Genomic DNA, 23,567 nt, shown 5'->3' with positions numbered 1-23,567 from the left:
CGATCCCGGCTCATCCCCGAGACGGACGGTCGCGCACGGTGAAGGATCCGAGACTTGCCGTGACCGCCCTGTCGATCCTGGCGTGGCCCCGGACGACCGGGACGAACCGGTCAGGAGCGCAGTGACTCGGGCGTGTGCAGGCGGAGCATGGTGGCCCCGACGTCGACCGGGGTGCGGCGGCGGGTCGCCATCGACACGGCGATCATCACGGTGAAGGCGAGCGGCACCGTCCAGGCGGCCGGTTGGGTGGTGAGGGTGGCCGGCCAGCCGGTCAGGGGCGGCCCGAGGACGGTGACCAGCACCGCGCCGATCGCCGCCCCGCCGCCGACCAGCACCCCGGCCGCCGCGCCGAGGTCGGTCAGGCCGCGCCACCAGATGCCGAGCACCAGCAGCGGGCAGAAGCTGGACGCGGCGACGGCGAAGGCCAGCCCGACCACCTGGGAGACGTCCAGCCCGGAGACGTTCAGCGCGAGCACCGCCGGCACCCCGCCGGCGATCACCGTGGCCAGCCGGAAACCGCGTACCGAGCCGCGTCCCAGCACGTCGGTGGAGATCACCCCGGCGACGCTGGTGAGCAGCCCGGACGAGGTGGACAGGAAGGCGGCGAACGCCCCGGCGGCGACCAGGGCGGCAAGCAGCCGCCCGGTGACGCCGCTGCCGAGCGCCGCCTCGGGAAGCAGCACCACCACCGCGTCGGTCTGCCCGCTGACCAGCAGTTGCGGGGTGTAGATCCGGCCGAGCACGCCGTAGAGGGTGGGTAGCAGATAGAAGACGCCGACCATGGCCAGCACCACCAGGGTGGTCCGCCGGGCCGACGCGCCGTCGGGGTTGGTGTAGAAGCGCACCAGCACGTGCGGCAGTCCCATGGTGCCGAGGAAGGTCGCCAGGATCAGCGAGTAGGTGGCGAACAGGCCCCGGTCGTCGTCCCCGGCGGCGCTGGGCAGCAGCCAGTCGGCGGCACCGGTGGCCGCCCCGGACACCTCGGGCACCGGGTCACCGGCGGCGAAGCTGAGCTCGTCGCCGGGGCGTACCTCACGGATGGTGCCGTCGGGGAAGGTGAGGGCCGCGCGGTGCTCGACCACGACGGTGGTCGCGGTGCGGAACGCCGGCCCGTCGGGCGGGGTCACCGCCGGGCGGGCGTCGGCCTGCCACTGCAGGGCCAGGAAGATCGCGGGTACGGCGAGCGCGGTCAGCTTCAGCCAGTACTGGAAGGCCTGCACGAAGGTGATCGCCCGCATCCCGCCGAACGCCACGTTGGTGGTGACCACCACTGCGACCAGCAGCGCCCCCACCGGGTAGGGCGAGCCGGCCACCGTGGCCAGGGTGAGCCCGGCGCCCTGCAACTGCGGCACCAAATAGAGCCAGCCGATGAAGATGACGAACACGGTGGCCAGGGTGCGCAGCCGGCGGGAGCCGAGCCGCAGCTCGCAGAAGTCGGGCAGGGTGAACGCCCCGGAGCGGCGCAGCGGCGCGGCGACGAAGAGCAGCAGCGCCAGGTAGCCGGCGGCGAAACCGACCGGGTACCAGAGCACGTCGACGCCGTACTTGAGGATCAGCCCGGCGATGCCGAGGAAGCTCGCCGCCGACAGGTACTCCCCGCCGATCGCGGCGGCGTTCCAGGTCGGACTGACCGTGCGGGACGCCACCAGGAAGTCGGAGGTGGTCCGGGCCAGGCGCAGGCCGTAGAAGCCGATCCCGACGGTGACCAGGGTGACCGCGACGATCGCCGGGACGACGTACCCGTTGCCCATCTCAGCGTTCCGGCCGCTGGACGAGGTCGACGAAGTCCTGTTCGTTGCGTTCGGCGAGCCACACGTACGCCCAGCCGACGGCGATGAGGAACGGGAAGGAGACCACCCCGAGCAGCAGCCAGGGCAGGTTGACCCCGAGCACGGTGACCCGGCCGACCGGGGGTGCGATGGCGAACAGCCAGGGCAGCCCGCCCAGCCCGACCAGCACCAGCAGGCTCAGTCGCAGGGCGAGGGTGAGTTGCGCCCGGACCAGGCCCCGCACCAGCGCCTCACCGACCCGGGTCTGTTGGGCCAGTTCGGTGCGGGTGTGGTCGGCCCGGGTGTCCCGGCGGGAGACGCCGGCCAGCACGATCCGTACCCGCCCGGTCGGCCGGGCGGCCGGTGGCCCGGGGTCCCGGGGTGTCGGTTCGGGATCGTGGTGGGCGGTCACCCGGGCAGTCTCGCGGGCCCGGCCCGAATGTCAAGTGTCGTCCACCGGGGGGTGTGGACAACCTGTGGACAAGGCGGCCACCCTGTGGACGACAGCGGCGGGTCGAGGATGCCGGTGGCATTTCGTGTGATTCGTCCTCACCGGAACGTCACCGGGCGGTCATCTGTATCGGCCTTGCCGGCATTGACCCGGGCCCCTACGCTGGGGCGGCCAATCCTTTCCTCTTCGAACACGGGGTCTCTATGCGCAAAATTCGCACTATCCTCGGCGTCACTCTCGCCGGAGCATGTGCACTGGCCGTGGTGCCGGGTACGGCCTCCGCGGCTCCCGTCTCCGCACCGCTGCAGAAGGCGGCGGCCCTCGACGACGTGACCGGTGCCTACTACCCGGTCGCCCCGGCCCGCCTGCTGGACACCCGTAACGGCACGGGTGCCCCGATCGGCAAGATCGGTGCCGGCAAGAAGGTCGACCTCCAGGTCGCCGGCCGTGGTGGCGTACCGGCCAGCGGCGTCGGCGCGGTCGTGCTGAACGTGACCGTCACCGGTCCCAGCGCCGCCAGCTTCCTCACCGCCTACCCGACGGGTGAGAACCGGCCCACCGCCTCCTCGGTGAACTTCGCCAAGGGCTGGCTGGGCTCCAACAACGTCACCGTGAAGCTCGGCTCCGGTGGCAAGGTCTCGGTCTACAACAACAGCGGCTCCACCGACGTGATCGTCGACGTGGTCGGCTTCTACGCGGGCGACAACAGCCTCACCAACCGCGCCGGCGGCCAGTACGAGTGGTACCTGCCGGAGCGCATGTGGGACAGCCGTGAGGATCCGGAGGGCAAGCCCCCGGCGGGTCAGGTGCTGGAATACTCGCTCAACTTCGGCGACGACTACAACCCGCACGTCAAGTCGTTCGTCTTCAACGTCACCGCGGTGTCGCCGGCCAAGTCCGGCTTCCTCACCGCGTGGTCCGGCAAGGGCGCCCGGCCGACCGCCTCGACGGTGAACTACCTCGCCGGCACGAACGTGCCCAACCTGACCTTCGTGCAGACCACCCCCTGCACCGGCAGCGAGCTGAACGGTTGGTGCACCGTGGGTGCGCCGAAGTTCCACATCTACACCTCGCAGGCGGCGCACGTCCTGGTCGACCTGGTCGGTGTGGTCGACGACGGTGAGTCCCCGTACGGCATGCGGTTCGCGCCGCTGAGCCCGACCCGGATCGTGGACAGCCGTTCCAACCTGGGTATCTCCGGGGCCATCCCGGCCAACGGCACCCGTAAGGTCACCGCCCCGGGCGCGCTGGTCACGCCCGACACCGAGGTGCTGGCGATGAACGTCACCGCCGTCACCCCGACCAAGAACACGGTCATCACCACCTGGCCGGCCGACCTCGACAGCGTCGAAAAGCCCGCCACCAGCAACCTGAACCCGTACGCGGGCCAGGTCGTCTCCAACGGCGTGCTCGGCATCATCGGCCCGGAGTACGCGTTCAACGTCAACAACCTGTCCGGCAGCACGCACCTGGTCGCCGACGTGGTGGGCACGTTCTACTACCCGCCGGCGTCCACGGCCAAGTCGGCCACGTCGCTGAAGGGCGGCAAGGCCAAGCCGAGCGCGGTTCCGGCCGCGAACCGGAGCTGACCGACAGCCACCCCGACGGCTGACCGTCAGTCGTCACCCGCAGAGCGCCCCGACCACCCGGTCGGGGCGCTCTCGCGTTTTCCGACGATGAATGGCGGACGCCTGCCATGCAGGGCGAACGGGCTTCGGACACGGTGCCGGTCGTCGATCCGGTAAGGGCGCAATGCCCTTTCTTGGCATTCCGTCGATACGGCCTTGCCGCTCGTGATCACCGCCCATAGTGTGTGGTCCACAATCACTCTTCCTTCTTCACGGGGTATTCATGCGCATTTTTCGCGCTCTACTCGGCATGAGCATTGCCGGGGCCTGTGCGCTGGCCGTACTGCCGGGGATGGCGCTGGCCGCGCCCGCCGCGCCGTACACGCTCGTCACGATCGACATCGGGGAGACCTCGTCCCCTGCGGTCGAGTCGAGGGTCTTCTCCGCTGACGGGTTCACCGTGTCGGTGCAACCGCAGACCGACGGCAGCACGTGGATGTACTTCCGGGACGGTCCGCAGGACCCCCGGCTCTCTCTCCTGTTCAAGGCCCCGACGGGCGAGCAGTTCGTCGCTGGCCGGACGTACCCCACGACGAGGTTCGGAGACGCGGACAACGCGAGGTTGGACATCTCGTCCGACTGGGGCTGCGGAAGTCCGACCGGCAGCCTCACCGTGCGGTCGGCCGCCTTCGACCCGGAAACCCAGGAATTGACCGGCCTGGCCGCCTCATACTCCTACAACTGCGACAACCGGGGCGACGCCACCGGTGAGATCCGGTGGAACTCCGACGTCGAGTACGCGGCCCTGCTGTCCTCTCCCGCGCCGGTGGACTTCGGTGAACTCAAGGTCGAGAGCCCGACCCAGACGCGTAAGGTCACCTACCGCTCGGCGGGCAGCCTGCCGGTGACCCTGGGCGGCGCGACGCTGGCCGGTACCGATCCCGCGTCGTTCCAGATCACCGGCAACGACTGCACCGGTCGGACCCTCGACCCGGGGGCGAGCTGCACGATGACGGTCGCTGCCACCGCCCGGCGGGCGGGTTCCTTCGCCGCCAACCTGGTGCTGGCCGACGACAGCCCCTACGGCAAGCGGCTGGTGCGGCTGAAGTTCACCGCGGTCGACACCGCCGTGGGCACCTACTATGCCGTCGGCCCGTCGCGGGTGATGGACACCCGCAGCGGGCTGGGCGTCCGCAAGGGCAAGCTGGGTGCCGGGCAGAAGGTCGACCTCCAGATCACCGGCCGTGGCGGGGTGCCGTCCAGCGGTGTCGGTTCGGTGGTGTTGAACGTGACCGTGGCCAACCCGACGGCGGGCAGCTTCCTGACCGTCTACCCGGCCGGCGAAGGACGCCCGACCGCCTCCTCGATCAACTTCCCGAAGTCCTGGCTGGGTTCCAACAACGTCACCGTCAAGCTCGGCTCGGGTGGCAAGGTGTCGATCTACAACCACGCCGGTGCCACCGACGCCGTGGTCGACGTGGTCGGCTGGTACGCGGGCAGCGACGCGGCACTGGCCAGCCAGGGCATGGGCGGCCAGTACCAGTGGTTCAACCCGGTCCGGATCCTCGACACCCGCTCGGGCGGTGGCGCCCTGCCGGGTGGCTGGTCCATCACCGGCTGGGTCAACTTCGTCCCGGAGTTCCGCTCCCACGTCCGGGCCTACGTTCTCAACATCACCGCCGTCTCGCCGAAGAAGAACGGCTACCTGACCGCCTGGAAGGGCGGCTGGGACGTGCCGTCGACGTCGACCGTCAACTACGCGGCCGGCAAGGTGGTGCCGAACCTGGCGATCGTGGAAGCCAGCCCCTGCTACGCCGACTTCTGCACCGGTGACTCCTACGGGGCGCCGTCGTACGAGATCTACACCTCGGCGACCTCGCACGTCGTGGTCGACCTGGTGGGTGTGATCGACGACGCGACGGTGGTGGACGGCCTCCGGTTCACCCCGCGCAGCCCCACCCGGATCGTCGACAGCCGCAGCGGGCTGGGCATCCCCGGGGTGCTCGGTCCGGGCTCGGTCCGGAAGGTGACCCCGCCGTCGGCCATGCTCACCGACACCACCGAGGTGGTGGCGATGAACGTGACCGCGGTGACGCCCACCAAGAGCACGGTGGTCACCGTCTGGCCTGCCGACACGACCCGGCCCAGGCCGAACGCGAGCAACCTCAACCCGGGGGCGGGGCAGACCGTCTCCAACGCCGTGTTCGGTCAGTTGGGGCCGAACCAGGCGTTCAACGTGCACAACCTCTCGGGCAACGTCCACCTGGTGGCCGACGTGGTGGGCACGTTCTACCGGTACTCCGGCACCGACAGCCACGTCGGGTCTGGTGCCGCCCGCACCTCCGCGCGGCCGACGGTGGTGGGCGCGGGCTCGCTTCCGCCCACCCGACGCTGATCCGATCCGGGGACGGGCACCGGTCCTCGGACCGTGCCCGTCCCCGGCCGTCTCCTTCTCTCACCACGGGGTGATCATGAACAGAATTCGCGGTCTACTCGGCGTGTTCGTCGCCGGGGTCTGCGCGGCCACTGCGATACCGGCGTCGGCGCTCGCCGCGCCGTCAACGGTCCGCACCCCGGTCGAGGTGTCGACGCTCCCCAGCGTGGTCGGCACCTACTACCCGATGGCGACGCCGACCCGGATCCTGGACACGCGTACCGGCAACGGCACGCCGAAGGGGAAGATCGGCGCGGGTCGGAAGATCGACCTTCAGGTCGCCGGCCGCAGCGGGCTGCCGGCGACCGGCATCGGCGCGGCGGTGCTGAACGTGACCGTCAGCGGTCCCACGGCGAACGGCTTCGTCACCGTCTTTCCGGGCGGGGAGGCGCTGCCGACCGCCTCCACGATCAACTTCGCCAAGGGGTGGCTGGGTTCCAACAACGCCACGGTCAAGCTCGGCACTGGCGGCAGCGTGTCGGTCTACAACCGCAACGGTGAGACCGACGTGGTGATCGACGTGATCGGCTTCTACGCCGGGGACGAAAGTGTCATGACCGAGCGCGGCATGGGCGGCCAGGTGCAGTGGTACGAGCCGTACCGGATCATGGACACCCGCACCTGGGGGGTGATCCCCGCCGGGGGCGAGTTCAGCGCCTGGATCGACTTCCACGACTACAACCCCAAGGTGCAGGGGTTGATCCTCAACATCACGGCGGTGAGCCCGCAGCGGGCGGGCTTCCTGACCACCTGGTCGGGCGAGGGGGCCAGGCCCAACGCGTCCACCGTCAACTACGCGGCGGGCAAGGTGGTGCCGAACCTGGCGTACGTGAAGACGATGCCGTGCCCCTCGGGCAGTTGCAACGGGGCCACCGGTGCGGCGCGGTACCGGCTCTACACCTCGGCGACCACCCACATCGTGGTGGATCTCGTCGGGGTGGTCGACGACGGCACCGAGGTCGACGGCATGCGGTTCACCCCGATGAGCCCGACCCGGATCGTGGACAGCCGGATCGGGCAGGGCCTGCCGGCGGCGCTGGGGCCGAACGCGACGGGGCGGGTCACCGCGCCGGCCGCGATGCTGACCGACGCGACCCAGGTGCTGGCGATGAACGTCACCGCGGTCGCCCCCACCGCCAACACCGTCGTCACGGTCTGGCCCGCCGACACCGGTAGGCCGAAGCCGACGGCGAGCAACCTGAACCCCGCACCGGGTCAGGTCGTCTCCAACGGGGTGCTGGGGGTGCTCGGCCCCCAGGACGCGTTCCACGTGAGCAACCTGTCGGGCAGCACCAACCTGGTGGCCGACGTGGTCGGCACCTTCCAGGTGTACCCGGGCACGGCGGCCGGGACGCGCCGGGCCACCGTGAAGCCGACGGTGGCCGGCAGCGGCTGGACGCCGAGCACCTCCTAGTCACGCCACCGCGCGAAGGGCGCCCCGGCCTCGGCCGGGGCGCCCTTCGCCGTTCCTGCGCCAGGGGCCGATGTTGCGGCATCCGGGCGCCCAGTCACCGTTCTGTCGCCGATACTGCGACGATCACGGCCGTGATCGCGCCGGGACCGCGACGATCATGGCCGCAGCCTGCTCAGCGGTTCCAGTCCTGTTTGGCGGCGCGGACCAGCTTGTCCTTCAGCTCCCGGGTGTGCCGGCGGCTCACCGGCAACTCGGCGGCGTCGATCAGTACCACGTACCCCGAGTTGACCAGGCGCAGCTCCGCGATCAGCCGCAACTGCACCAGGTACGACCGGTGGATGCGCACGAAACCAGCGTCCGCCCAACGTTCGGCGAGGGTGGCCAGCGACACCCGGACCAGGTGCGACCCGTCGGCGGTGTGCAGCCGGGCGTAGTCGCCCTGCGCCTCCACCCACCGCACCGCCGAGCGGGGCAGCATCCGGGTCGTCCCGGCCAACTCCACCGGGATCGTCGGGTCCTCCTCGGCGCGGGCCAGCGCCGCCGGGTGCGACGGCACCACCCGGGAGCCCATCACCCGGCGCAACGACTCGGCGAGCCGTTCGGCGCGTACCGGCTTGCGGACGTAGTCGGTGGCGCCCAGGTCGAACGCGTCGACCGCCCCGTCGTCGTACGCGGTGACGAAGACGATCGCGGGGGGCCGGGCGAACCGGCGCAGCACCCGGGCCAGCTCCATCCCGTCGAGTCCGGGCATCCGGATGTCGAGGAAGACCACGTCCACGTCGGTGTCCCGCAGCACCCGCAGCGCCTCGGTGGCGTCCCCGGCCGTGTGCAGCCGGGCCACCCGGGGATCGGCCCGCAGGTGGTACACCAACTCGTCGAGCGCCGGTGGCTCGTCGTCGACGGCCAGCACCCGCAGGAACCCGGACGCGTTCACCGTGCCGGCCCGCTCGTTCACGCGCCGGCCCGTACGCCCGGGTGGAACTTCGGAATCCGCAGGCTCACCTTCGTACCCGAGCCGGGGCCCGTCTCGACGACCAGGCCGAACCCGTCGCCGAAGACGGAGCGGAGCCGCTCGTCGACGTTGGACAGGCCGACGTGCTGTCCGGGGTCGTCGGTCGGGTCGCTGCCGGCCCGGGTCAGCTCGGCGATCCCCGCGGTCAGCGTGGCCGGGTCCATCCCCACTCCGTCGTCCTCCACCGTGATGTGACACTCGGCACCCGCGTCCCGGGCCTCGATGCTCACCATGCCGGTACCGGGCTTGCGCGACAACCCGTGCCGCACCGCGTTCTCCACAAGCGGTTGCAGGCAGAGGAACGGCAGGGTCACCGGCAGCACCTCCGGGGCGATCTGCAACCGCACCTGCAACCGGTCACCGAACCGGGCCCGTTCGATGGTCAGATAGCGGTCGATGGAGCGCAACTCCTCGGCAAGGGTGGTGAACTCCCCGTGCGCCCGGAAGGAGTACCTGGTGAACTCGGCGAACTCCAGGATCAACTCCCGGGCCCGCTCCGGGTCGGTGCGCACGAACGACCCGATCGCGGTCAGCGCGTTGTAGATGAAGTGCGGGCTGATCTGTGCCCGCAACGCCCGGATCTCGGCGCGGGCCAGCCGCTCCCGCGACGAGTCCAGCTCGGCCAGCGAGAGCTGGTTACCGGCCCAGTGCGCGGTCTCCAGGGTGGCCTGCACCAGGCCCGGCTCGGGTGGCCCGTCGGCCACGGCGACGAGTGCCCCGACCACCCGGCCGTCGGCTGACAGTGGAGCCACCACCGCCCCCCGGACCAGGCAGTCCACCCGGTCGCAGTGCAGCTCCGACTCGCCCAGCACCGTCGACCGCCCGGTCTCGGCCACCCGCCGGGCCGCCGCGAGCAGTTGGTCGCCGTGGTGCCCGCCGCGCCCGTCGAGGGCGAGCAGCGTGTCGGCGTCCGTCAACGCCAGCCCGGCCGCCCCCACCAGGGCCCGCAGATGGCGTACGGCCTTCGCCGCGCCCGCCGGGTGCAGCCCGGTACGCAGTGGTTCGGCGGCCAGCCCGGCGGTGTGCAGCACCTCGTAGGTGGCCCGTTGGGTGGCGGTGGCGATGCCCCGTCGACCGCGTAGCCGCAGCGCCGCCCAGAGCGCGGCGGCGAGCGCGGTCACCAGCGAGACGACGCCGACCACGGCGGAGAGGTTGCCACCCACCCCGCGATCCTGACCTGTCCGGGCCGCCACGCCAAGGGGTTCAGTACGCGCCCTTGCGGGCCAGCACCACACCGACCGTGCGCCACAGGATGCTCAGGTCGTACGCCAACGACCAGTTGTCGACGTAGTAGAGGTCGAGCCGGACCGCCTCGTCCCAGGACAGGTCGGAGCGGCCGGACACCTGCCACAGCCCGGTCATCCCGGGGCGGACCAGCAGCCGACGCCGTACGTCGCCGAGGAAGTCGCCGTCGTCGGCGGGCAGCGGACGCGGCCCCACCAGCGACATCTCCCCCCACAGCACGTTGATCAGCTGGGGCAGCTCGTCCAGCGAGGAGGCTCGCAGGAATCGGCCCACCGGGAACACCCGGGGGTCCTGCTTCATCTTGAACAACATGCCGTCGGTCTCGTTCTGGTCGACCAGGCCGGCCAGCCGTTCCTCGGCGTTGACGTACATGGTGCGGAACTTCCAGACCCGGAAGGTCCGCCCCTCGTGGCCGACCCGGGGCTGGCGGAAGAAGACCGGCCCGGGGTCGGAGAGCCGGATGGCCAGCCCGATGGCGAGGAAGACCGGCACCAGCAGCAGCAGGCCCAGCCCGGCGGCGACCCGGTCCATCAGGTTCTTGGCCAGCAGGGCCGGCCCGGACAGGGTCGGTTCCTCCACGTGCAGCAGCGGCAGGCCCTCGATGGGGCGGATGTGCACCCGGGGGCCGGCGATGTCGGTGAGCTGCGGGGCGACCACCAGGTCGACACCGGATCCTTCCAGCTGCCAGGCCAGCCGGCGCAGCTCACCCGGCTCGGCGCTGGCCGAGCCGCAGACCGCGATGGTGTCCCCGCCGACCTCCCGGACCAGGGCCAGCACGTCCCGGCCGGCGTACACCGGGACGGGGGTCTGGATGCCCCGGGCGGCGGCGTACCCGTCGGTGATGTGGATGGCCACCGGCACCAGGCCGGCGCTCGGGTTGCGGGTGACCGCGACGTAGACCTCCAGGCACTCCGGCAGGGTGCCCACCAGCACCATCCGGTGCCCGGCGTGCCCGGCCCGCCCCCGGATGCGGTGCAGCACGAACCGGGCGGTGATGCGCCCGACCAGCACCAGCACCAGCGCACCGAGGAGCGCGAAGCCCACCGTCCACCGGGAGAGCTGCGTGACGGTGGCGAAGGCGAGGAAGGAGACTGTCGCGGCGACCGCGACCCCGGCCCGGATGACCCGCTTGTACTCGTCCGGGCCCAGTCCCAGGTAACGCCGGTCGTATGCCCGGTTTCCCCAGAGGATGACCACCCAGCCGAGCGGCAGCAGACCGAACGCGACCGTGTGGAACCAGGTCGGGTTCTCCTTGACGCCGTAGAAGCCGGAGGCCGCCTGGTCGAAGATCTGGATGGCGAGGAAACTCGCCAGCGCCGCTGCGGCGAAGTCGAGCAGCAGCAGCGCGACGATGTACGGGCGGTGCCAGCGGGACACCCGGCGTCGGGCGCGAGCCCAGGCCGACCGGGGCACCCCGTTGTGTGACGGCGGTGTCGGCGGCTGGATCTCGAAGCTGTCCACGTGCCGCACGAGTCTGCTCCGGCCTGTGTTGGTTACCGGGCGCTGGAGGCTTGTCGTCACCTCAACCCATGTCCTCCCGCATGACACGCGCCGCTCACTCGCCGTGAGGGGCCCGGGTCGCCCACCGTTCCAGTCTCCCACGCTGGCGGCGGGTCAAACGCGGAGCCGGGGGGCTTTGCGTCTGGGGTCGCCAACGAGGAACCGGCCGACTTCACGTCAGTTTTCGAAGCCGGGGACCGAGCCACTATACCGATGGACGGCCACCGGGGTAGAGCGCGGACGGGGAGGTTCCACGCGCCGTGGGCGATACCTCTCCGTAACAATGGCGGGTTGTGACTCAGCGTACGAGGCGGGACAACCGACGGTCAGCGAGTGGTTTGCCCCCGGTCTGGCACGTCGGGCAGTACTGGAGGCTGGAGTCGGCGAACGACACTTCCCGTACCGTGTCGCCACAGACCGGGCAGGGCAGTCCGGTGCGGGCGTGCACCTTCAGCCCGGAGCGTTTCTCGCCCTTCAGCTCCGCCGCCCGGTGCCCGGCCGAGCGGCGTACCGCCTCGCCGAGCACCGCCCGGGTGGCCGCGTGCAGGGTGCTGAGCTGGTCGTCGGTGAGCCGGTCGGTGATCGCGAACGGGGACAGCTTCGCCGCGTGCAGGATCTCGTCGGAGTACGCGTTGCCGACCCCGGCCAGCACCGCCTGGTCGGTCAGCACCCCCTTGACCTGGCCCCGTCGGCTGCGTAGCCGTTCGGTGAAGGTGACCAGGTCGGCGTCGAGCGCGTCCGGCCCGAGCTTGGCGACCCCGGGGACCTGCGCCGGGTCGGTCACCAGGTAGGCGGCGAGCTTCTTCTGGGTGCCCGCCTCGGTGAGGTCGAACCCGGAGCCGTCGTCGAGGCGTACCCGCAGGGCGATCGGGCCTTTGCCGGGGCGCAGCGGAGTGGTGGCCGGGAACGCCTCCCGGTAGTGCAGCCAGCCGGCGCGGGCCAGGTGCACCACCAGGTGCAGGTCACCGTCGAAGATCACGTCGAGGAACTTGCCGTGTCGCCGGGCGTCCACCACCGCCCGGCCCGACACCGCCGTGGGCGCCGGGTCGTACGTCTTCAGGGCGCTGATCGCGGAGACCTCGACCCGGTCGACACGTCGCCCCACGGCTCGCTCACGTAGGTAGCCGGCGAGCGCTTCCACCTCCGGTAGTTCGGGCATCACCTCACGGTAGCCTTCCTTCCCGTGAGAATCGTGGTGGCGCACAACCGGTACCGGGAAGCCCAGCCGTCGGGTGAGAACACGATGGTGGACTCGGAGATCGGGCAGCTCACCGCCGCCGGGGTCGAGGTGTTGCCGTTCATCCGCAGCTCGGACGAGATCCCGTCGATGCCGAAGTCGGCCAAGGCGCTGCTGCCGATCTCACCGATCTACGCCCCGCGCGCCCAGCAGGACCTGTCGCGGCTGCTCACCGAGCATCGGCCGGACGTGTTGCACCTGCACAACCCGTACCCCCTGCTGTCGCCCTGGGTGGTGCGGACCGCGCACAAACACGGGGTGCCGGTGGTGCAGACGGTGCACAACTACCGGCAGGTCTGCTCGTCGGGGATCTATTTCCGCGACGGCGTCATCTGCCAGGACTGCAAGGGCCGGGCGCTGGCGGTGCCGTCGATCGTGCACCGCTGCTACCGGGACTCGCGGGCGCAGAGCGCGCTGATGGCGGCCACCCTGGCCGTGCACCGGGGCACCTGGCGTTCGGTGGACCGGTTCATCGCGCTCACCTCGGCCATCGCCGACCACCTGACCGACTACGGCATCCCGGCCGAGCGGATCGTGGTCAAGCCGAACGCGGTGCCCGACCCGGGTGCCCCTACCCCGCTCGGCGACGGTTTCCTCTACCTGGCCCGGCTGACCCCGGAGAAGGGTGTCGACCTGCTGTTGGACGCGTGGCGGCGGCACCCGGTGGGCAGCCTCGGCACGCTGCGGGTGGCCGGTGACGGCGAGTTGCGCCCGCTGGTCGAGGCTGCCGCCGCCGAGCGCGCCGACGTCGTCTATCTGGGTCAGCTCGACCGGGCCGGGGTGCGCGCCGCCGTCGAGGCGAGTGCCGTGGTGATCGCCGCGTCGATGTGGCACGACGTGCTGCCCACGGTGATCATCGAGGCGTTGGCCAGTGGGCGGCCGGTCCTCGGTACCGCGCTCGGCGGCATCCCGTACCTGGTGGGTGCGGACGCCCCGCACGAGCCCGCCGGCACCGGTCCGGCCGCCGTCGCCTCGGCGGTCGCCGGTCACGCCCCGCCGCCTGCCGGTCCGCCGGCGGTCCCGGCCGGCCTGCTCGGCGGCACCGCCGGCTGGGTGGTCCCGCCGGACCCGGCCGCGCTGGCCGCCGCGCTCCCGGTCGCGCGGGCCGGTGCCGCCGCGCTGTCCGCCCCGGCCCGGCTGCGGTACGAGCAGACGTTCCACCCGGACGTGGTCCTCAAGCGGCACCTCGCCATCTACGCCTCCCTCACCCACGCCAACTGAGCTGCTGCCGTCCTCGCGGCGGACCTCCGCGAGATCTTGGCGGAAAGTGGCCCCTCTGGGGCCGTTCCCCTCCAAGATCTCTGCGGTGGCCGGGCGTGTCGCGGGGCGGCCGACATGTCTGCGTGAAGTGGTATGCCCAGCAGTCATATTTATGCCTGCTGGGCATATCACTTCTGGCCGAACCAACTCCGTGGGCCGTGCCCCTGCTTGTCCGCCCGCGAGGATGACCCGGGGCTGAGCGTGGTGGGCGACGGTGCCCTGCCGCCGGTCGTGGGCGGTGAGCTGCTGCGGTCAAGCGGCGCTTCATGCCGGGTGGTGGGGTCCGCCGAGCGGCTGGCAGGCAGCGGCGGCGGCGAGGACGTCGCGGGCGGCGGCTGACACCCGGCAGTCCGCGACCCGGCAGACCCGGCAGCAGCCGTCCGGGTCGGGCCGGTGGGCGCGGAGGACCGCGCGGGCGGTGAGGATCAACCGGTTGCGGATCTGCGCCAGCGACAGGTGCGGCGCGGTCATGGTCAGGTCACCCCGAGGGCGGCGGCGAGCGTGACGATCGTGGCCGGGGCGTGCGGGGTGCGGGCCACCTGGGCGAGCACCTCCCGGGCGGCGGGTCGGTGGCGTACCTCGGCGGGGGCCATCCGGTCGGCGTCGGCGAGCACCCGGCCGGCGTTGGCCGGGTCGTCGGCCTGGAGGTAGGCGCGGGCCGCGTCGACCAGGTGCGCCGCCCGGTGTTCCAGCGGCAGCCACTGCCAGGCGTCCCGCCGGGTCGCCTGCTCGTGCCAGGCCACCGCCTCCCCGGCGTGGCCCAGGTCGAGGGCGGCAGCGGTACGGGCGAGGTCGACGGCCGTCGGCCCGAACGCCGTCCGGTGGTGGTCGTGGCCCTCGCCGACCCGCGCGGCCATCCCGGCGGCCTCGTCGAGGAGGTCGGCGGTGGCGCGGTCGTCGCCCCGGCGGGCCGCCCCCAGCGCGGCCTGCACCAGCAGCGCCCCGCACAACGACAACTCACCGGGGCCACCGTCGTCGGGGCCGAGCAGGGCGATCCGGTACGCGGCGGCGAGCGACGCCGACACCGCCGCGCGGGCCCGCCCCGAGGCACGGAACACCTGGCCGAGCTGCACCGTGGCGGCGGCGACCAGCAGCGGATCGCCGGCCCCGGTGGCCATCGCCCGATCGGCGGCCAGCCAACCCAGGTCGACCTCACCGAGCTTGACCAGCAGCGACGCGGTGAGCCGGTACACCTCCACCAGCAGCGGTCGGCTCGCCTCGTGGTCGTCGGCGGCGACCCGCTGCACGCCGGCCAGCAGACCCGGCAGCACGTCGACCACCTGCGGGTACCTGGCGTGCTGGAACTGCACCCAGGCGTGCCCGACGTCCCGCACCACCCGGCCGGCCGGCACCGCCGGGCGGGTCGCCGGTCGGCCGAGCGCCATCTCGTACGCCGACAGGGCCGCCCGGATCCGCTCCACCCCCTCGATCCGGGCGGTCGTCGTGGCGGGTCGCGCGTCCCGACCGAGCAGCACGGCGGTGTCGATCCGCAGCACGGCGGCGATGTCCCGCAACGTCGACACCTTGTCGAGTGACCGGACACCCCGCTCGATCTTGTCCACCCAGGATTTCGACCGGCCGAGCCGATCCGCGAACACCTGCTGCGACAGCTTCCGCCGCCCCCGCCAGTACGCCACCCGCCGGCCGACCGGCAGCAGCTCACTGCCGTCCACGACGCCACCGCCGGTCCGGCACCGCCCGGGTGGTCTCCTCGGCCGGTATCCGCTCCGCCTCGGCCTGGGCGAGAATCCGCTGCCGCGCCGCCTCGCGTTCCGCCGCCTGGATCCGCTCGCCCCGGTCGTCGTGGTCGGGCCCGCGCCGCGCCGTCACGACCAGCACCCCGCCCGGTATTCCCCGGCCAGGGTCAGCAGCGGCCGTTCCGGCAGGTCGGGCACCCGCGCCACCCCTGTCACCCGGTACGCCGCGACGCGCTCGGCGTGGTTCGTGGCTGGCCGGAGGCGGTCGAGCGGGTTCACCCGCCGACGGAACGGCTGCCAGAGCCTCGCCAGCAGGTGGGAGCGCACCGGGTTCTTCGCATGCCGAGCCATGGGGACCTCCCGAGATTCTCTCCAGTTACCTAATTTAGGAACCTAAAAACGCATGCTAGGAGGTGACAACTGATTTGGGAACCCACGGCGTGTCGCCGGGCCGTGGGCGGCAGTGGCGGGATACTCGCCGGATGGTCACCCCGACGATCCAGCGACGTCGCCTCGGCAACGCCCTCCGACGAGCCCGCGAGGCGGCAGGCAAGAGTCAGGACGAGGCTGCGGAGGTCATCGACTCCGCATCGAGCAAGGTCAGCCGGATGGAGCTGGGTCAGTCCGGCATCCGGCTTACGGACCTGAAGCTGCTGCTCGACTTCTACGGCGTGTCGGCGGAGGAGGCCGAACCGCTACGGGAACTCGCCCGCGCCGGTAGGCAGCGCGGACGGTGGAGCGGGTACCGCAACGTGGTGCCGGACTGGTTCCGGCAGTACCTCGACCTGGAGGCGGACGCGGCGGAGATCCGCTGGTACCAGTCCGAGGTCATCCCCGGCATCCTCCAGACCGAGCCGTACATCCGGGCGTTGATCAACAGCGAGGATGTGGAGCGGCAAATCGCAGTGCGCTTGGAGCGACAAAAGGTCATCGATCGCCCAGACGGGCCGGAGCTGAGCTTCATTCTCAGCGAGTCCGCGCTTCGGCGGAACCTCGGCGACCGGGAGGCAATGCGGGACCAGTTATCCCAGCTCGCCACCCTCGCCAACCGCCCGAACGTCACCATCCAGGTCTTCCCGCTGGGTGCCGAGACCTACGTGGTTTCCTCGTTCAACTTCATCATCCTCCGGTTCGGGGAGGAAGTCGCTTCGGACGTCGTCTACCTGGAGACGTTCACGGACGCGGATTACCTCGACAGTCCCGAGGCGGTTCGGGCCTACAATCGGCTGTGGGACCGACTCCGGGCTGCGGCCTTGGGGCCAACGGAGTCCCGCAAGCTGATCCTGCGGATCGCCGACGAGATGAAGTAGAGGCTGACATGTCGAACCCGGATCTCACCGGTGCGGGGTGGCGCAAGTCCACCCGCAGCGACGCCAACGGCGGTGCGTGCGTCGAGGTGGCCGACCTCCGCAACGGGGTGGCCGTCCGAGACAGCAAGGACAAGTCCGGCCCCACCCTCGCCTTCGACGCCCAGGGCTGGCGTACCTTCGTCGACTCCCTCAAAAGCAACTGACGCTGCCCCTCGTACCGACTGCGGCAGTGATCTGCCCCGGCCCCCGTCTCGGAGGCCGGGGCACGCTGCTCTCCCACCTTGTCGAGGTTCGACGATGGCGCTGAGGGCACCGACGAACCCCCGCCGCCCGAGATCTGGATCGGCCCACAACCCGTGGGCCGAAGTAGCGGTATCCCGGCGGGTAGATTCCCCAACTCCGCCGCAATGGAGTCGATCAACGCGGGCGCGGCGGTCGTGAGGCCCGGTAGTCGGATCTGCCGAGGTCTCCGTGGAGCGGGCGCGTTCTGTATAGAAGGCGATAGTTGTAGGGCCAGAATTGCCTCTTCCGGTAGTCGCCACAGAGGATTTCGCTGGTGGAGGCGAATGGCCATACAGCTACCGGCCGCTCATCCGTACGGCGTGGACCGAATCCGGGCCTGGCAACGGCGACATGTTCCGCCGTAACCTGGCTGATCGCGATCACAGTGGACGATGGCCGGATCGAGGAGTTCGACGAATGGTGACGGATGCCCCCGACGGATCGGTGCCGGAAGTAGCCGGAGGCGGGCAGCGGGTCCTCGATCTCCTGGACAAGGCGATCACCCTCCAAAGCCCTCTGGTGCGCAAGAACATCGCCCGCGCCCGTCAGCGCAACCCGGAGGCGACCCCCGCAGAGGTCATCCGCAACCTGGAGCGGATGTACGTCAGCGCCCTGGCCGGCACGGGTGCCGCAGTCGGGGGAGCCGCAGCCGCACCCGGCGTCGGCACGGGAGTCGCGCTGGCGCTGTCGGGCGGTGAGTTCCTCTCCTCGCTTCAGTTGAGCGCCCTCTTCGCGCTATCCATCGCCGAGGTGCACGGCGTACCCATCGACGAGGTCGAGCGCCGCCGGACGATCGTCATGGGAATCATGCTCGGCGGCTCCGGCTCCGCCACCATCACCAAGGTCGCCGAACGGACGGGGCAACACTGGGGGCGTCAGATCGTCGGTCAGGTCTCCGGTGAAACGTTGCGCCAGATCAACAAGGTCCTGGGAAGGCACTTCATCACGAAGTACGGCACCAAGCAGGGCATCATCGTTCTCGGTCGGGTAGCACCGTTCGGCGTGGGTGCCGTGATCGGTGGCGGCGCCAACGCCGCCCTCGCCACTCTGGCCGTCCGGGCCGCCCGTCGCGCATTCGGCCCACCCCCGACGTCATGGCCGGGCTGAAGCCGGGCATCCCACCGACATCCGAGCGTGCAGTTCCCCTCGCAGTGGATGCCGTCGGCGGCCGGAGGTGTTCTCGCCAGGAATCAACGCACCGCACTGTCCGGCCGATGTAGGACAGCTCGCTTCCCCGTACCGGGCGTTGGCAGGGTCCCTTCCTCAGCGCTCTTCCGCGTGTTGTCGGCGGAGTTGTTCGAGGAGAGCGGTGTCGGTTTCGAGGTCGGGGTGGTCGACCTGCCGGTCGAGGTCGACGACGTGTTCGAGTTCGCGGATCGCCTGGTCGAGGTCACCGCCCGCCCGGTGGATCATGGCGATGTTGTACCGGGTGGTGGCTTCGCCGGCCCGGTCGCCGACCTCCCGCCGGATGGGCAGGGCCTGGTGGTAGTGGTCCAGGGCCCGCCGCCGATCCCCCAGGTTGGCGTACACGAGGCCGATGTTGGTGAGGGTGGTGGCTTCGCCGGCCCGGTCGCCGACCTCCCGCCGGATGGGTAGGGCTTGGTGGTAGTGGTCCAGGGCCCGCTGCCGATCCCCCAGGTTGGCGTACACGAGGCCGATGTTGGTGAGGGTGGCGGCTTCGCCGGCCCGGTCGCCGACCTCCCGCCGGATGGGTAGGGCTTGGTGGTAGTGGTCCAGGGCCCGCTGCCGATCCCCCAGGTTGGCGTACACGCTGCCGATGTTGTTGAGGGTGGTGGCTTCGCCGGCCCGGTCGCCGACCTCCCGGGTGATGGGCAGGGCTTGGTGGTAGTGGTCCAGGGCCCGCCGCCGGTCCCCCAGGTTGGCGTACACGAGGCCGATGTTGGTGAGGGTGGCGGCTTCGCCGGCCCGGTCGCCGACCTCCCGCAGGATGGGCAGGGCCTGGTGGAAGTGGTCCAGGGCCCACTGCCGATCCCCCAGGTTGTCGTACACGCTGCCGATGTTGGTGAGGGTGGTGGCTTCGCCGGCCCGGTCGCCGACCTCCCGCAGGATGGGCAGGGCCTGGTGGTAGTGGTCCAGGGCCCGCCGCCGATCCCCCAGCCCGTGGTACACGCCGCCGATGTTGTTGAGGGTGGCGGCTTCGCCGGCCCGGTCGCCGACCTCCCGCAGGATGGGCAGGGCCTGGTGGAAGTGGTCCAGGGCCCGCCGCCGATCCCCCAGGCTGTCGTACACGTGGCCGATGTTGTTGAGGGTGGCGGCTTCGTTGCCCCGGTGGCCGGCCTGGCGGTACATGGTCAGGGCCTGCTGGTAGTCCTCCAGCGCCGGCTGCGGCCGACCGGTCGCACGACGGGCCCAACCCCGGTCGTAGAAGGAACCGGCGTGCGGGCCGAGGGTCAGGGTCGCGGTGGCCATGGCCTCGACGTCGGCGAACCGCGAGGTACGCAACCACACCCGACACACCCGCCTACCGGCGTTCCGGGCGATCTCCGGCTGACGACCGGCGACCGCGAGCCGATGCACCTCCACGTGTCGGGCGAGCGTGGTCGTCGCCGTGGGAGTGGCGGAGCGTGGTCCTGCCGGTTCCCGGTCCGCGATGCCCGCTCCCACTGTGCTCCTCCTGCTGCCTCCGGTGGCCGACGCGGCGGTTGCCGAGGGTCGGACCATGGCACCACCCGCGTGGGGCGGTGACACGGTCATCCTCGTTCTTACCCCCGGTGGCCGGGGTCGGGGCGCGGCCAGTGAGTCGGAAAGCCGTCACCTGAGCCGGGTTCGCCGGGCGGCCCCGGGACGCGAACGAAACGTACAGTAGCCGCCAAGGTCCACCGTGGATCGCCTGGCCTGGTCCGGACGTTGGCGGTCCTGGGCCGGCTTGACCAGGCGCATCAGGGGAGGGCGCGGGTGATGGGTAACGCCACGGTGGAGGTTTCCGGGGCGCAGGCCGTGAGCTGGGCGGCGGAGCTGCGGGCCGCGCTGGTCGGTGTCGTGGGGCCCGACGGCAGTGTGTCGCCGGTGCAGGTGCAGCGGTCGCCCGAGATGGTGATCGCGGTGATCGGGCTGGTGTTCTCCGGGGTCGGGGCGGCCAAGACGATCACCGAGTGGTGGGGTGCCCGCCGCCGGGACGGCGCTGCGGTCACCGTGCTGCTGCCCGACGGCACCCGGATCGAGCTGGCCGAGGGCAGCCAGGCCCGGCTGGAGATCGCCATGCGGCAGGACGGCACCGGGCCGCACTGACCTGACCACCACCACGACGGGGATGGGCAGATGAGCACCTTCGACCTGGGGGTCTTCGCGCAGACCTCAAGCTATTACGAGCTGCGGCTGTCCGCCGACGACCAGCCACCATGGACCCGCAGCCTGGACCGGGCCGCGGTCGACGAGCTGATCACCCTGGTACGCCGTGACTACAGCACCGACGCCACCGCGCAGAAGGTGTACGGCGCGACCCGGCTGGCCGAGTTGGGGACCCGGCTGGTGGAGTTCCTCGACGGTGACGAGCGGTGGCTGACCCCGATGTTGGCCCATCCCGCCGGGGCGGTGCTGCGGATCAGCGCCGAGGAGCGGTTGCGGCACCTGCCGTGGGAGTTGCTGGCCCGGGAAGGGGCCTTCCTGACCGTGGCGGGACGGGCGCCGCTGTTGCCGGTCCGGGCGGTCGGCGACCACGCGGCGTTGACCGGTCCGGTTGCGCCCGGCAACCGGCCGTTGCGGGTGTTGTTCATGGCGGCCTCGCCCGAGGGTGTCGAGCCGGTGCTCAACTTCGAGGCCGAGGAGGCGGCGATCCTGGCCGCGACCCGACGCACCGGCACCGACCTGGTGGTGGAGGAGAGCGGCACCCTGGAGGGGTTGCGGTTCCTCAGCCGCGACTACGGGCCCGGTCACTTCGACGTGCTGCACCTGAGCGGGCACGCCACCACCGCCGGCGGGCAGCCGGTCTTCCTCCTGGAGGACGAGTACGGTGCGCCCACCCGGGCGACGGCCGACCAGCTCGCCGAGGCGATGCAGGGCCACTGGCCGAGGCTGGTGTTCGTCTCCGGCTGCCTGACCGCCGACGCCCCCGACGGTGGGGTGGTCCCGTCGATGAGTGAGAGCCTGGTCGCCGCCGGTGCACCTGTGGTGCTGGGTTGGGCGCTGCCGGTCGGGGACGTCGCCGCCACCGACTTCGCCGCCGCGCTCTACCAGGCTTTGGCCGACGGCGGGTCGTTGGACCGGGCCGTCGTCGAGGCCCGCCGCCACCTGTTCCACGACAGGAAGAGCAGCTACTGGCATCTGCTCCGGGTCTACGCCGACCGGTCCCCGCTGGCACCCCTGGTCACGCCGCTGCACACCAGGGGCCGCAAGCGGTTGCAGGTACGCGCCGCCGACCAGCAGTTCCTGGACCCGCAGACCCAACTGTCCCGGGTCGCGTCCCGCGCCGAGTTCGTCGGCCGGCGGCGGGTCATCCAGCGTTGCCTGCGCGTCCTGCGGCAACCCGCCGACACCCCCGGCGCGGCGCAGGGCCTGCTGCTGGCCGGCATGGGTGGGCTCGGCAAGAGCAGCCTCGCCTCCCGGCTCCTGGAACGCATGCCCACCCACCAGCGCGCCGTCTGGTACGGCCGGGTCGACGCCATCAAGTTCCGCGAACTGATCGACAAGATCCGCTTCGACGACGTCGACCAGAGGACCGGGGCCGCCAAACTCCTCGACAACGAACAGCTCCCGCTTCCGGTTCGGCTGCGGTACCTGCTCGACGCCGACGGGCCGCTCGGCGACACACCCTGCCTGTTCGTGTTCGACGACTTCGAAACCGGCAACCTCGACACCCGCGACGACGGCAGCCGGGTGCTCGCCCCGGCGATGGCCGAGATCCTGCCCGCCCTGCTCACCGCCATCCGCGACACCGGCAGCCCGAGCCGCGTCGTCATCACCAGCCGCTACCGCTTCCCCACCCCGGCCGGTACCACCCTCGCCGTCGAAGCGCTGGAAACCCTCACCCCCGTCGAGCAGACCAAGAAGATCACCAACCTGACCAACCTACGCCCCGAATCCACCATCAACCCCACCATCCGGAGCCGGGCGATCGAGGCCGCAGCCGGCAACCCCCGCCTGCTCGACTGGCTCAACCGGATCGTCGGAGACGCCGCGCTCGACGTCGACGGCCTGCTCGCCGCCATCGAGGGCGAAGCCGACCGGTTCCGGCGCGAGACGGTCCTCGCCGACAACCTGCTCGACTCCCAACCCCTCGAACTGCGCCGGATGCTCGCGAGGATCAACGTCGTCGAACTACCGATCCCCGCCGCCACCGTCCACGCCCTGCACCAGCACCCCGAAGCCGCCCGGCACCTCCAGCGGGCCGTCGAACTCGGCCTGCTCGAAGAGGGCACCGACCCGGACACCCGCGAGCCCCGCTACTTCGTCTCCAACATCCTGCACCCCCTCGTCCGCCCCCTGCTCACCGACGACGAACACACCGAGGCATGTGCCGCCGCCGCCCGGTCCCTCTACCAACTCTGGGTTCTCGACCCCACTCCCGCCGATGGCCACTGACCCCAGGGACCTCGCCCGTTGGGTCGAGGTGCACCGGCTCGCCGTCGCCGGCCGACAGCCGGAGATCGCCCGGAACGTCGGTAGGCGGGTGTGTCGGGTGTGGTTGGGTACCTCGCGGTTCGCCGCCGTCGAGGCCATGGCCACCGCGACCCTGGCCCTCGGCCTGGACGCCGGCTCCTTCTACGACCGGGGTTGGGCCCGTCGTGCGACCGGTCGGCCGCAGCCGGCGCTGGAGGACTACCAGCAGGCCCTGACCATGTACCGGCAGTCCGGCCACCAGGGCAACGAAGCCGCCACCCTCAACAACATCGGCCTCGTGTACGCCAACCTGGGGGATCGGCAACGGGCCTCGGACCACTACCACCAAGCCCTCCCCATCCAACGGGAAGTCGGCGACCGGGCCGGCGAAGCCACCACCCTCAACAACATCGGCGGCGTGTACCACAGGCTGGGGGATCGGCAGCGGGCCCTGGACCACTACCACCAGGCCCTCCCCATCCAGCGGGAGGTCGGCGACCGAGCCGGCGAAGCCGCCACCCTCAACAACATCGGCCTCGTGTACGACAACCTGGGGGATCGGCAGCGGGCCCTGGACCACTACCACCAATCCCTGCCCATCACCCGGGAGGTCGGCGACCGGGCCGGCGAGGCGGTCACCCGGTACAACATCGCCATGATCCATCGGTCGGGCGGTGACCTCGACCAGGCGATCCGCGAACTCGAACAGGTCGTCGACCTCGACCGGCAGGTCGACCACCCCGACCTCGAAGCCGACACCGCCTTCCTCGAACAACTCCGCCGAGAACGCGCGGAGAAGCGCGGTGCCGAACCCCCTGCGGGACCGTGACGG

21 protein-coding genes are annotated in these 23,567 nt (G+C 71.3%); 10 read left to right on the top strand and 11 right to left on the bottom strand.

The features are described from left to right. Window positions 1-110: 110 nt before the first annotated feature. Window positions 111-1,751, bottom strand: coding sequence for a sodium/solute symporter (locus tag JQN83_RS00825; protein ID WP_208565084.1), 1,641 nt, complete (start codon window positions 1,749-1,751; stop codon window positions 111-113). Between the two features lies 1 nt (window position 1,752). Continuing rightward, on the bottom strand, window positions 1,753-2,181 hold the full coding sequence (locus JQN83_RS00820) for a hypothetical protein (protein ID WP_372443945.1): 429 nt from the start codon (window positions 2,179-2,181) through the stop codon (window positions 1,753-1,755). Between the two features lie 302 nt (window positions 2,182-2,483). Between JQN83_RS00820 and JQN83_RS00815 the strand changes: the two genes are divergently transcribed. From JQN83_RS00815 to JQN83_RS00805, 3 genes are all read left to right on the top strand, one after another. After that, window positions 2,484-3,809 (top strand): hypothetical protein, encoded by a 1,326-nt coding sequence (locus JQN83_RS00815; protein WP_208565083.1) that lies wholly within the window; start codon window positions 2,484-2,486, stop codon window positions 3,807-3,809. Between the two features lie 289 nt (window positions 3,810-4,098). Continuing rightward, on the top strand, window positions 4,099-6,183 hold the full coding sequence (locus JQN83_RS00810; protein ID WP_208565082.1) for a choice-of-anchor D domain-containing protein: 2,085 nt from the start codon (window positions 4,099-4,101) through the stop codon (window positions 6,181-6,183). Window positions 6,184-6,259: 76 nt separating this feature from the next. After that, the gene (locus tag JQN83_RS00805) at window positions 6,260-7,636 is read left to right on the top strand and encodes a hypothetical protein (RefSeq protein ID WP_208565081.1); all 1,377 of its coding nucleotides are present in this window, start codon (window positions 6,260-6,262) and stop codon (window positions 7,634-7,636) included. A 172-nt stretch (window positions 7,637-7,808) separates the two neighbouring features. On the opposite strand, the gene JQN83_RS00800 is transcribed toward JQN83_RS00805, so the two are convergent. The 4 genes from JQN83_RS00800 to JQN83_RS00785 all read right to left on the bottom strand — a co-directional run bounded on the left by JQN83_RS00800 (window position 7,809) and on the right by JQN83_RS00785 (window position 12,552). Further along, a complete protein-coding gene (locus tag JQN83_RS00800) occupies window positions 7,809-8,570 on the bottom strand; it encodes a LytR/AlgR family response regulator transcription factor (RefSeq protein ID WP_208565787.1) in 762 nt (253 codons plus the stop codon). A gap of 17 nt (window positions 8,571-8,587) precedes the next feature. Next, on the bottom strand, window positions 8,588-9,811 hold the full coding sequence (locus tag JQN83_RS00795) for a sensor histidine kinase (protein WP_208565080.1): 1,224 nt from the start codon (window positions 9,809-9,811) through the stop codon (window positions 8,588-8,590). Window positions 9,812-9,851: 40 nt separating this feature from the next. Further along, window positions 9,852-11,363 (bottom strand): sugar transferase, encoded by a 1,512-nt coding sequence (locus tag JQN83_RS00790; RefSeq protein ID WP_208565079.1) that lies wholly within the window; start codon window positions 11,361-11,363, stop codon window positions 9,852-9,854. A gap of 328 nt (window positions 11,364-11,691) precedes the next feature. Continuing rightward, on the bottom strand, window positions 11,692-12,552 hold the full coding sequence (locus tag JQN83_RS00785; protein WP_208565078.1) for an Fpg/Nei family DNA glycosylase: 861 nt from the start codon (window positions 12,550-12,552) through the stop codon (window positions 11,692-11,694). A gap of 24 nt (window positions 12,553-12,576) precedes the next feature. Between JQN83_RS00785 and JQN83_RS00780 the strand changes: the two genes are divergently transcribed. After that, a complete protein-coding gene (locus JQN83_RS00780; RefSeq protein WP_208565077.1) occupies window positions 12,577-13,851 on the top strand; it encodes a glycosyltransferase in 1,275 nt (424 codons plus the stop codon). Window positions 13,852-14,154: 303 nt separating this feature from the next. Here the strand turns inward: JQN83_RS00780 and JQN83_RS00775 are convergent, their stop codons facing one another. The 4 genes from JQN83_RS00775 to JQN83_RS00760 are packed head-to-tail and all read right to left on the bottom strand — an operon-like array spanning window position 14,155 to window position 15,938. Further along, window positions 14,155-14,361: a hypothetical protein gene (locus JQN83_RS00775; RefSeq protein WP_208565076.1), complete on the bottom strand. Its 207-nt coding sequence runs from the start codon at window positions 14,359-14,361 to the stop codon at window positions 14,155-14,157. Between the two features lie 2 nt (window positions 14,362-14,363). Beyond that, the gene (locus JQN83_RS00770; RefSeq protein ID WP_307798942.1) at window positions 14,364-15,563 is read right to left on the bottom strand and encodes a helix-turn-helix domain-containing protein; all 1,200 of its coding nucleotides are present in this window, start codon (window positions 15,561-15,563) and stop codon (window positions 14,364-14,366) included. Continuing rightward, complete coding sequence (locus tag JQN83_RS00765; protein WP_208565075.1) at window positions 15,550-15,720, bottom strand: hypothetical protein; 171 nt, start codon at window positions 15,718-15,720, stop codon at window positions 15,550-15,552. Before JQN83_RS00765 ends, JQN83_RS00770 begins: the two co-directional genes overlap by 14 nt. Beyond that, the gene (locus JQN83_RS00760) at window positions 15,717-15,938 is read right to left on the bottom strand and encodes a hypothetical protein (RefSeq protein WP_208565074.1); all 222 of its coding nucleotides are present in this window, start codon (window positions 15,936-15,938) and stop codon (window positions 15,717-15,719) included. Before JQN83_RS00760 ends, JQN83_RS00765 begins: the two co-directional genes overlap by 4 nt. A 131-nt stretch (window positions 15,939-16,069) precedes the next feature. On the opposite strand from JQN83_RS00760, the gene JQN83_RS00755 reads away from it, so the two are divergent. The 3 genes from JQN83_RS00755 to JQN83_RS00745 all read left to right on the top strand — a co-directional run bounded on the left by JQN83_RS00755 (window position 16,070) and on the right by JQN83_RS00745 (window position 18,286). Beyond that, on the top strand, window positions 16,070-16,897 hold the full coding sequence (locus tag JQN83_RS00755; RefSeq protein ID WP_208565073.1) for a helix-turn-helix domain-containing protein: 828 nt from the start codon (window positions 16,070-16,072) through the stop codon (window positions 16,895-16,897). A gap of 8 nt (window positions 16,898-16,905) precedes the next feature. Then, window positions 16,906-17,100 carry a DUF397 domain-containing protein gene (locus tag JQN83_RS00750; protein WP_208565072.1) on the top strand — a complete coding sequence of 65 codons (195 nt, stop codon included), beginning with the start codon at window positions 16,906-16,908 and terminating at the stop codon, window positions 17,098-17,100. 496 nt (window positions 17,101-17,596) lie between these two features. Beyond that, window positions 17,597-18,286, top strand: a complete 690-nt coding sequence (locus tag JQN83_RS00745; RefSeq protein WP_208565071.1) for a hypothetical protein — start codon at window positions 17,597-17,599, stop codon at window positions 18,284-18,286. A 156-nt stretch (window positions 18,287-18,442) separates the two neighbouring features. Here the strand turns inward: JQN83_RS00745 and JQN83_RS00740 are convergent, their stop codons facing one another. Then, window positions 18,443-19,723, bottom strand: coding sequence for a tetratricopeptide repeat protein (locus JQN83_RS00740; RefSeq protein ID WP_208565070.1), 1,281 nt, complete (start codon window positions 19,721-19,723; stop codon window positions 18,443-18,445). Window positions 19,724-20,098: 375 nt separating this feature from the next. On the opposite strand from JQN83_RS00740, the gene JQN83_RS00735 reads away from it, so the two are divergent. From JQN83_RS00735 to JQN83_RS00725, 3 genes are read left to right on the top strand one after another with little or no spacing between them, the layout of a single operon-like run. After that, entirely contained in the window at window positions 20,099-20,428 is a 330-nt protein-coding gene (locus JQN83_RS00735) for a hypothetical protein (protein WP_208565069.1), read from the top strand. Between the two features lie 30 nt (window positions 20,429-20,458). After that, complete coding sequence (locus JQN83_RS00730; RefSeq protein WP_208565068.1) at window positions 20,459-22,717, top strand: CHAT domain-containing protein; 2,259 nt, start codon at window positions 20,459-20,461, stop codon at window positions 22,715-22,717. Further along, window positions 22,707-23,564, top strand: coding sequence for a tetratricopeptide repeat protein (locus JQN83_RS00725; RefSeq protein ID WP_208565067.1), 858 nt, complete (start codon window positions 22,707-22,709; stop codon window positions 23,562-23,564). Before JQN83_RS00730 ends, JQN83_RS00725 begins: the two co-directional genes overlap by 11 nt. Window positions 23,565-23,567 lie beyond the last annotated feature (3 nt).

The sequence above is a fragment of the Micromonospora antibiotica genome (genome assembly GCF_017599305.1).
Taxonomy (GTDB): Bacteria; Actinomycetota; Actinomycetes; order Mycobacteriales; family Micromonosporaceae; genus Micromonospora; species Micromonospora antibiotica.
Note: the sequence above shows the minus strand (reverse complement) of the source record. Positions and strands in the feature narration are given on the sequence as shown.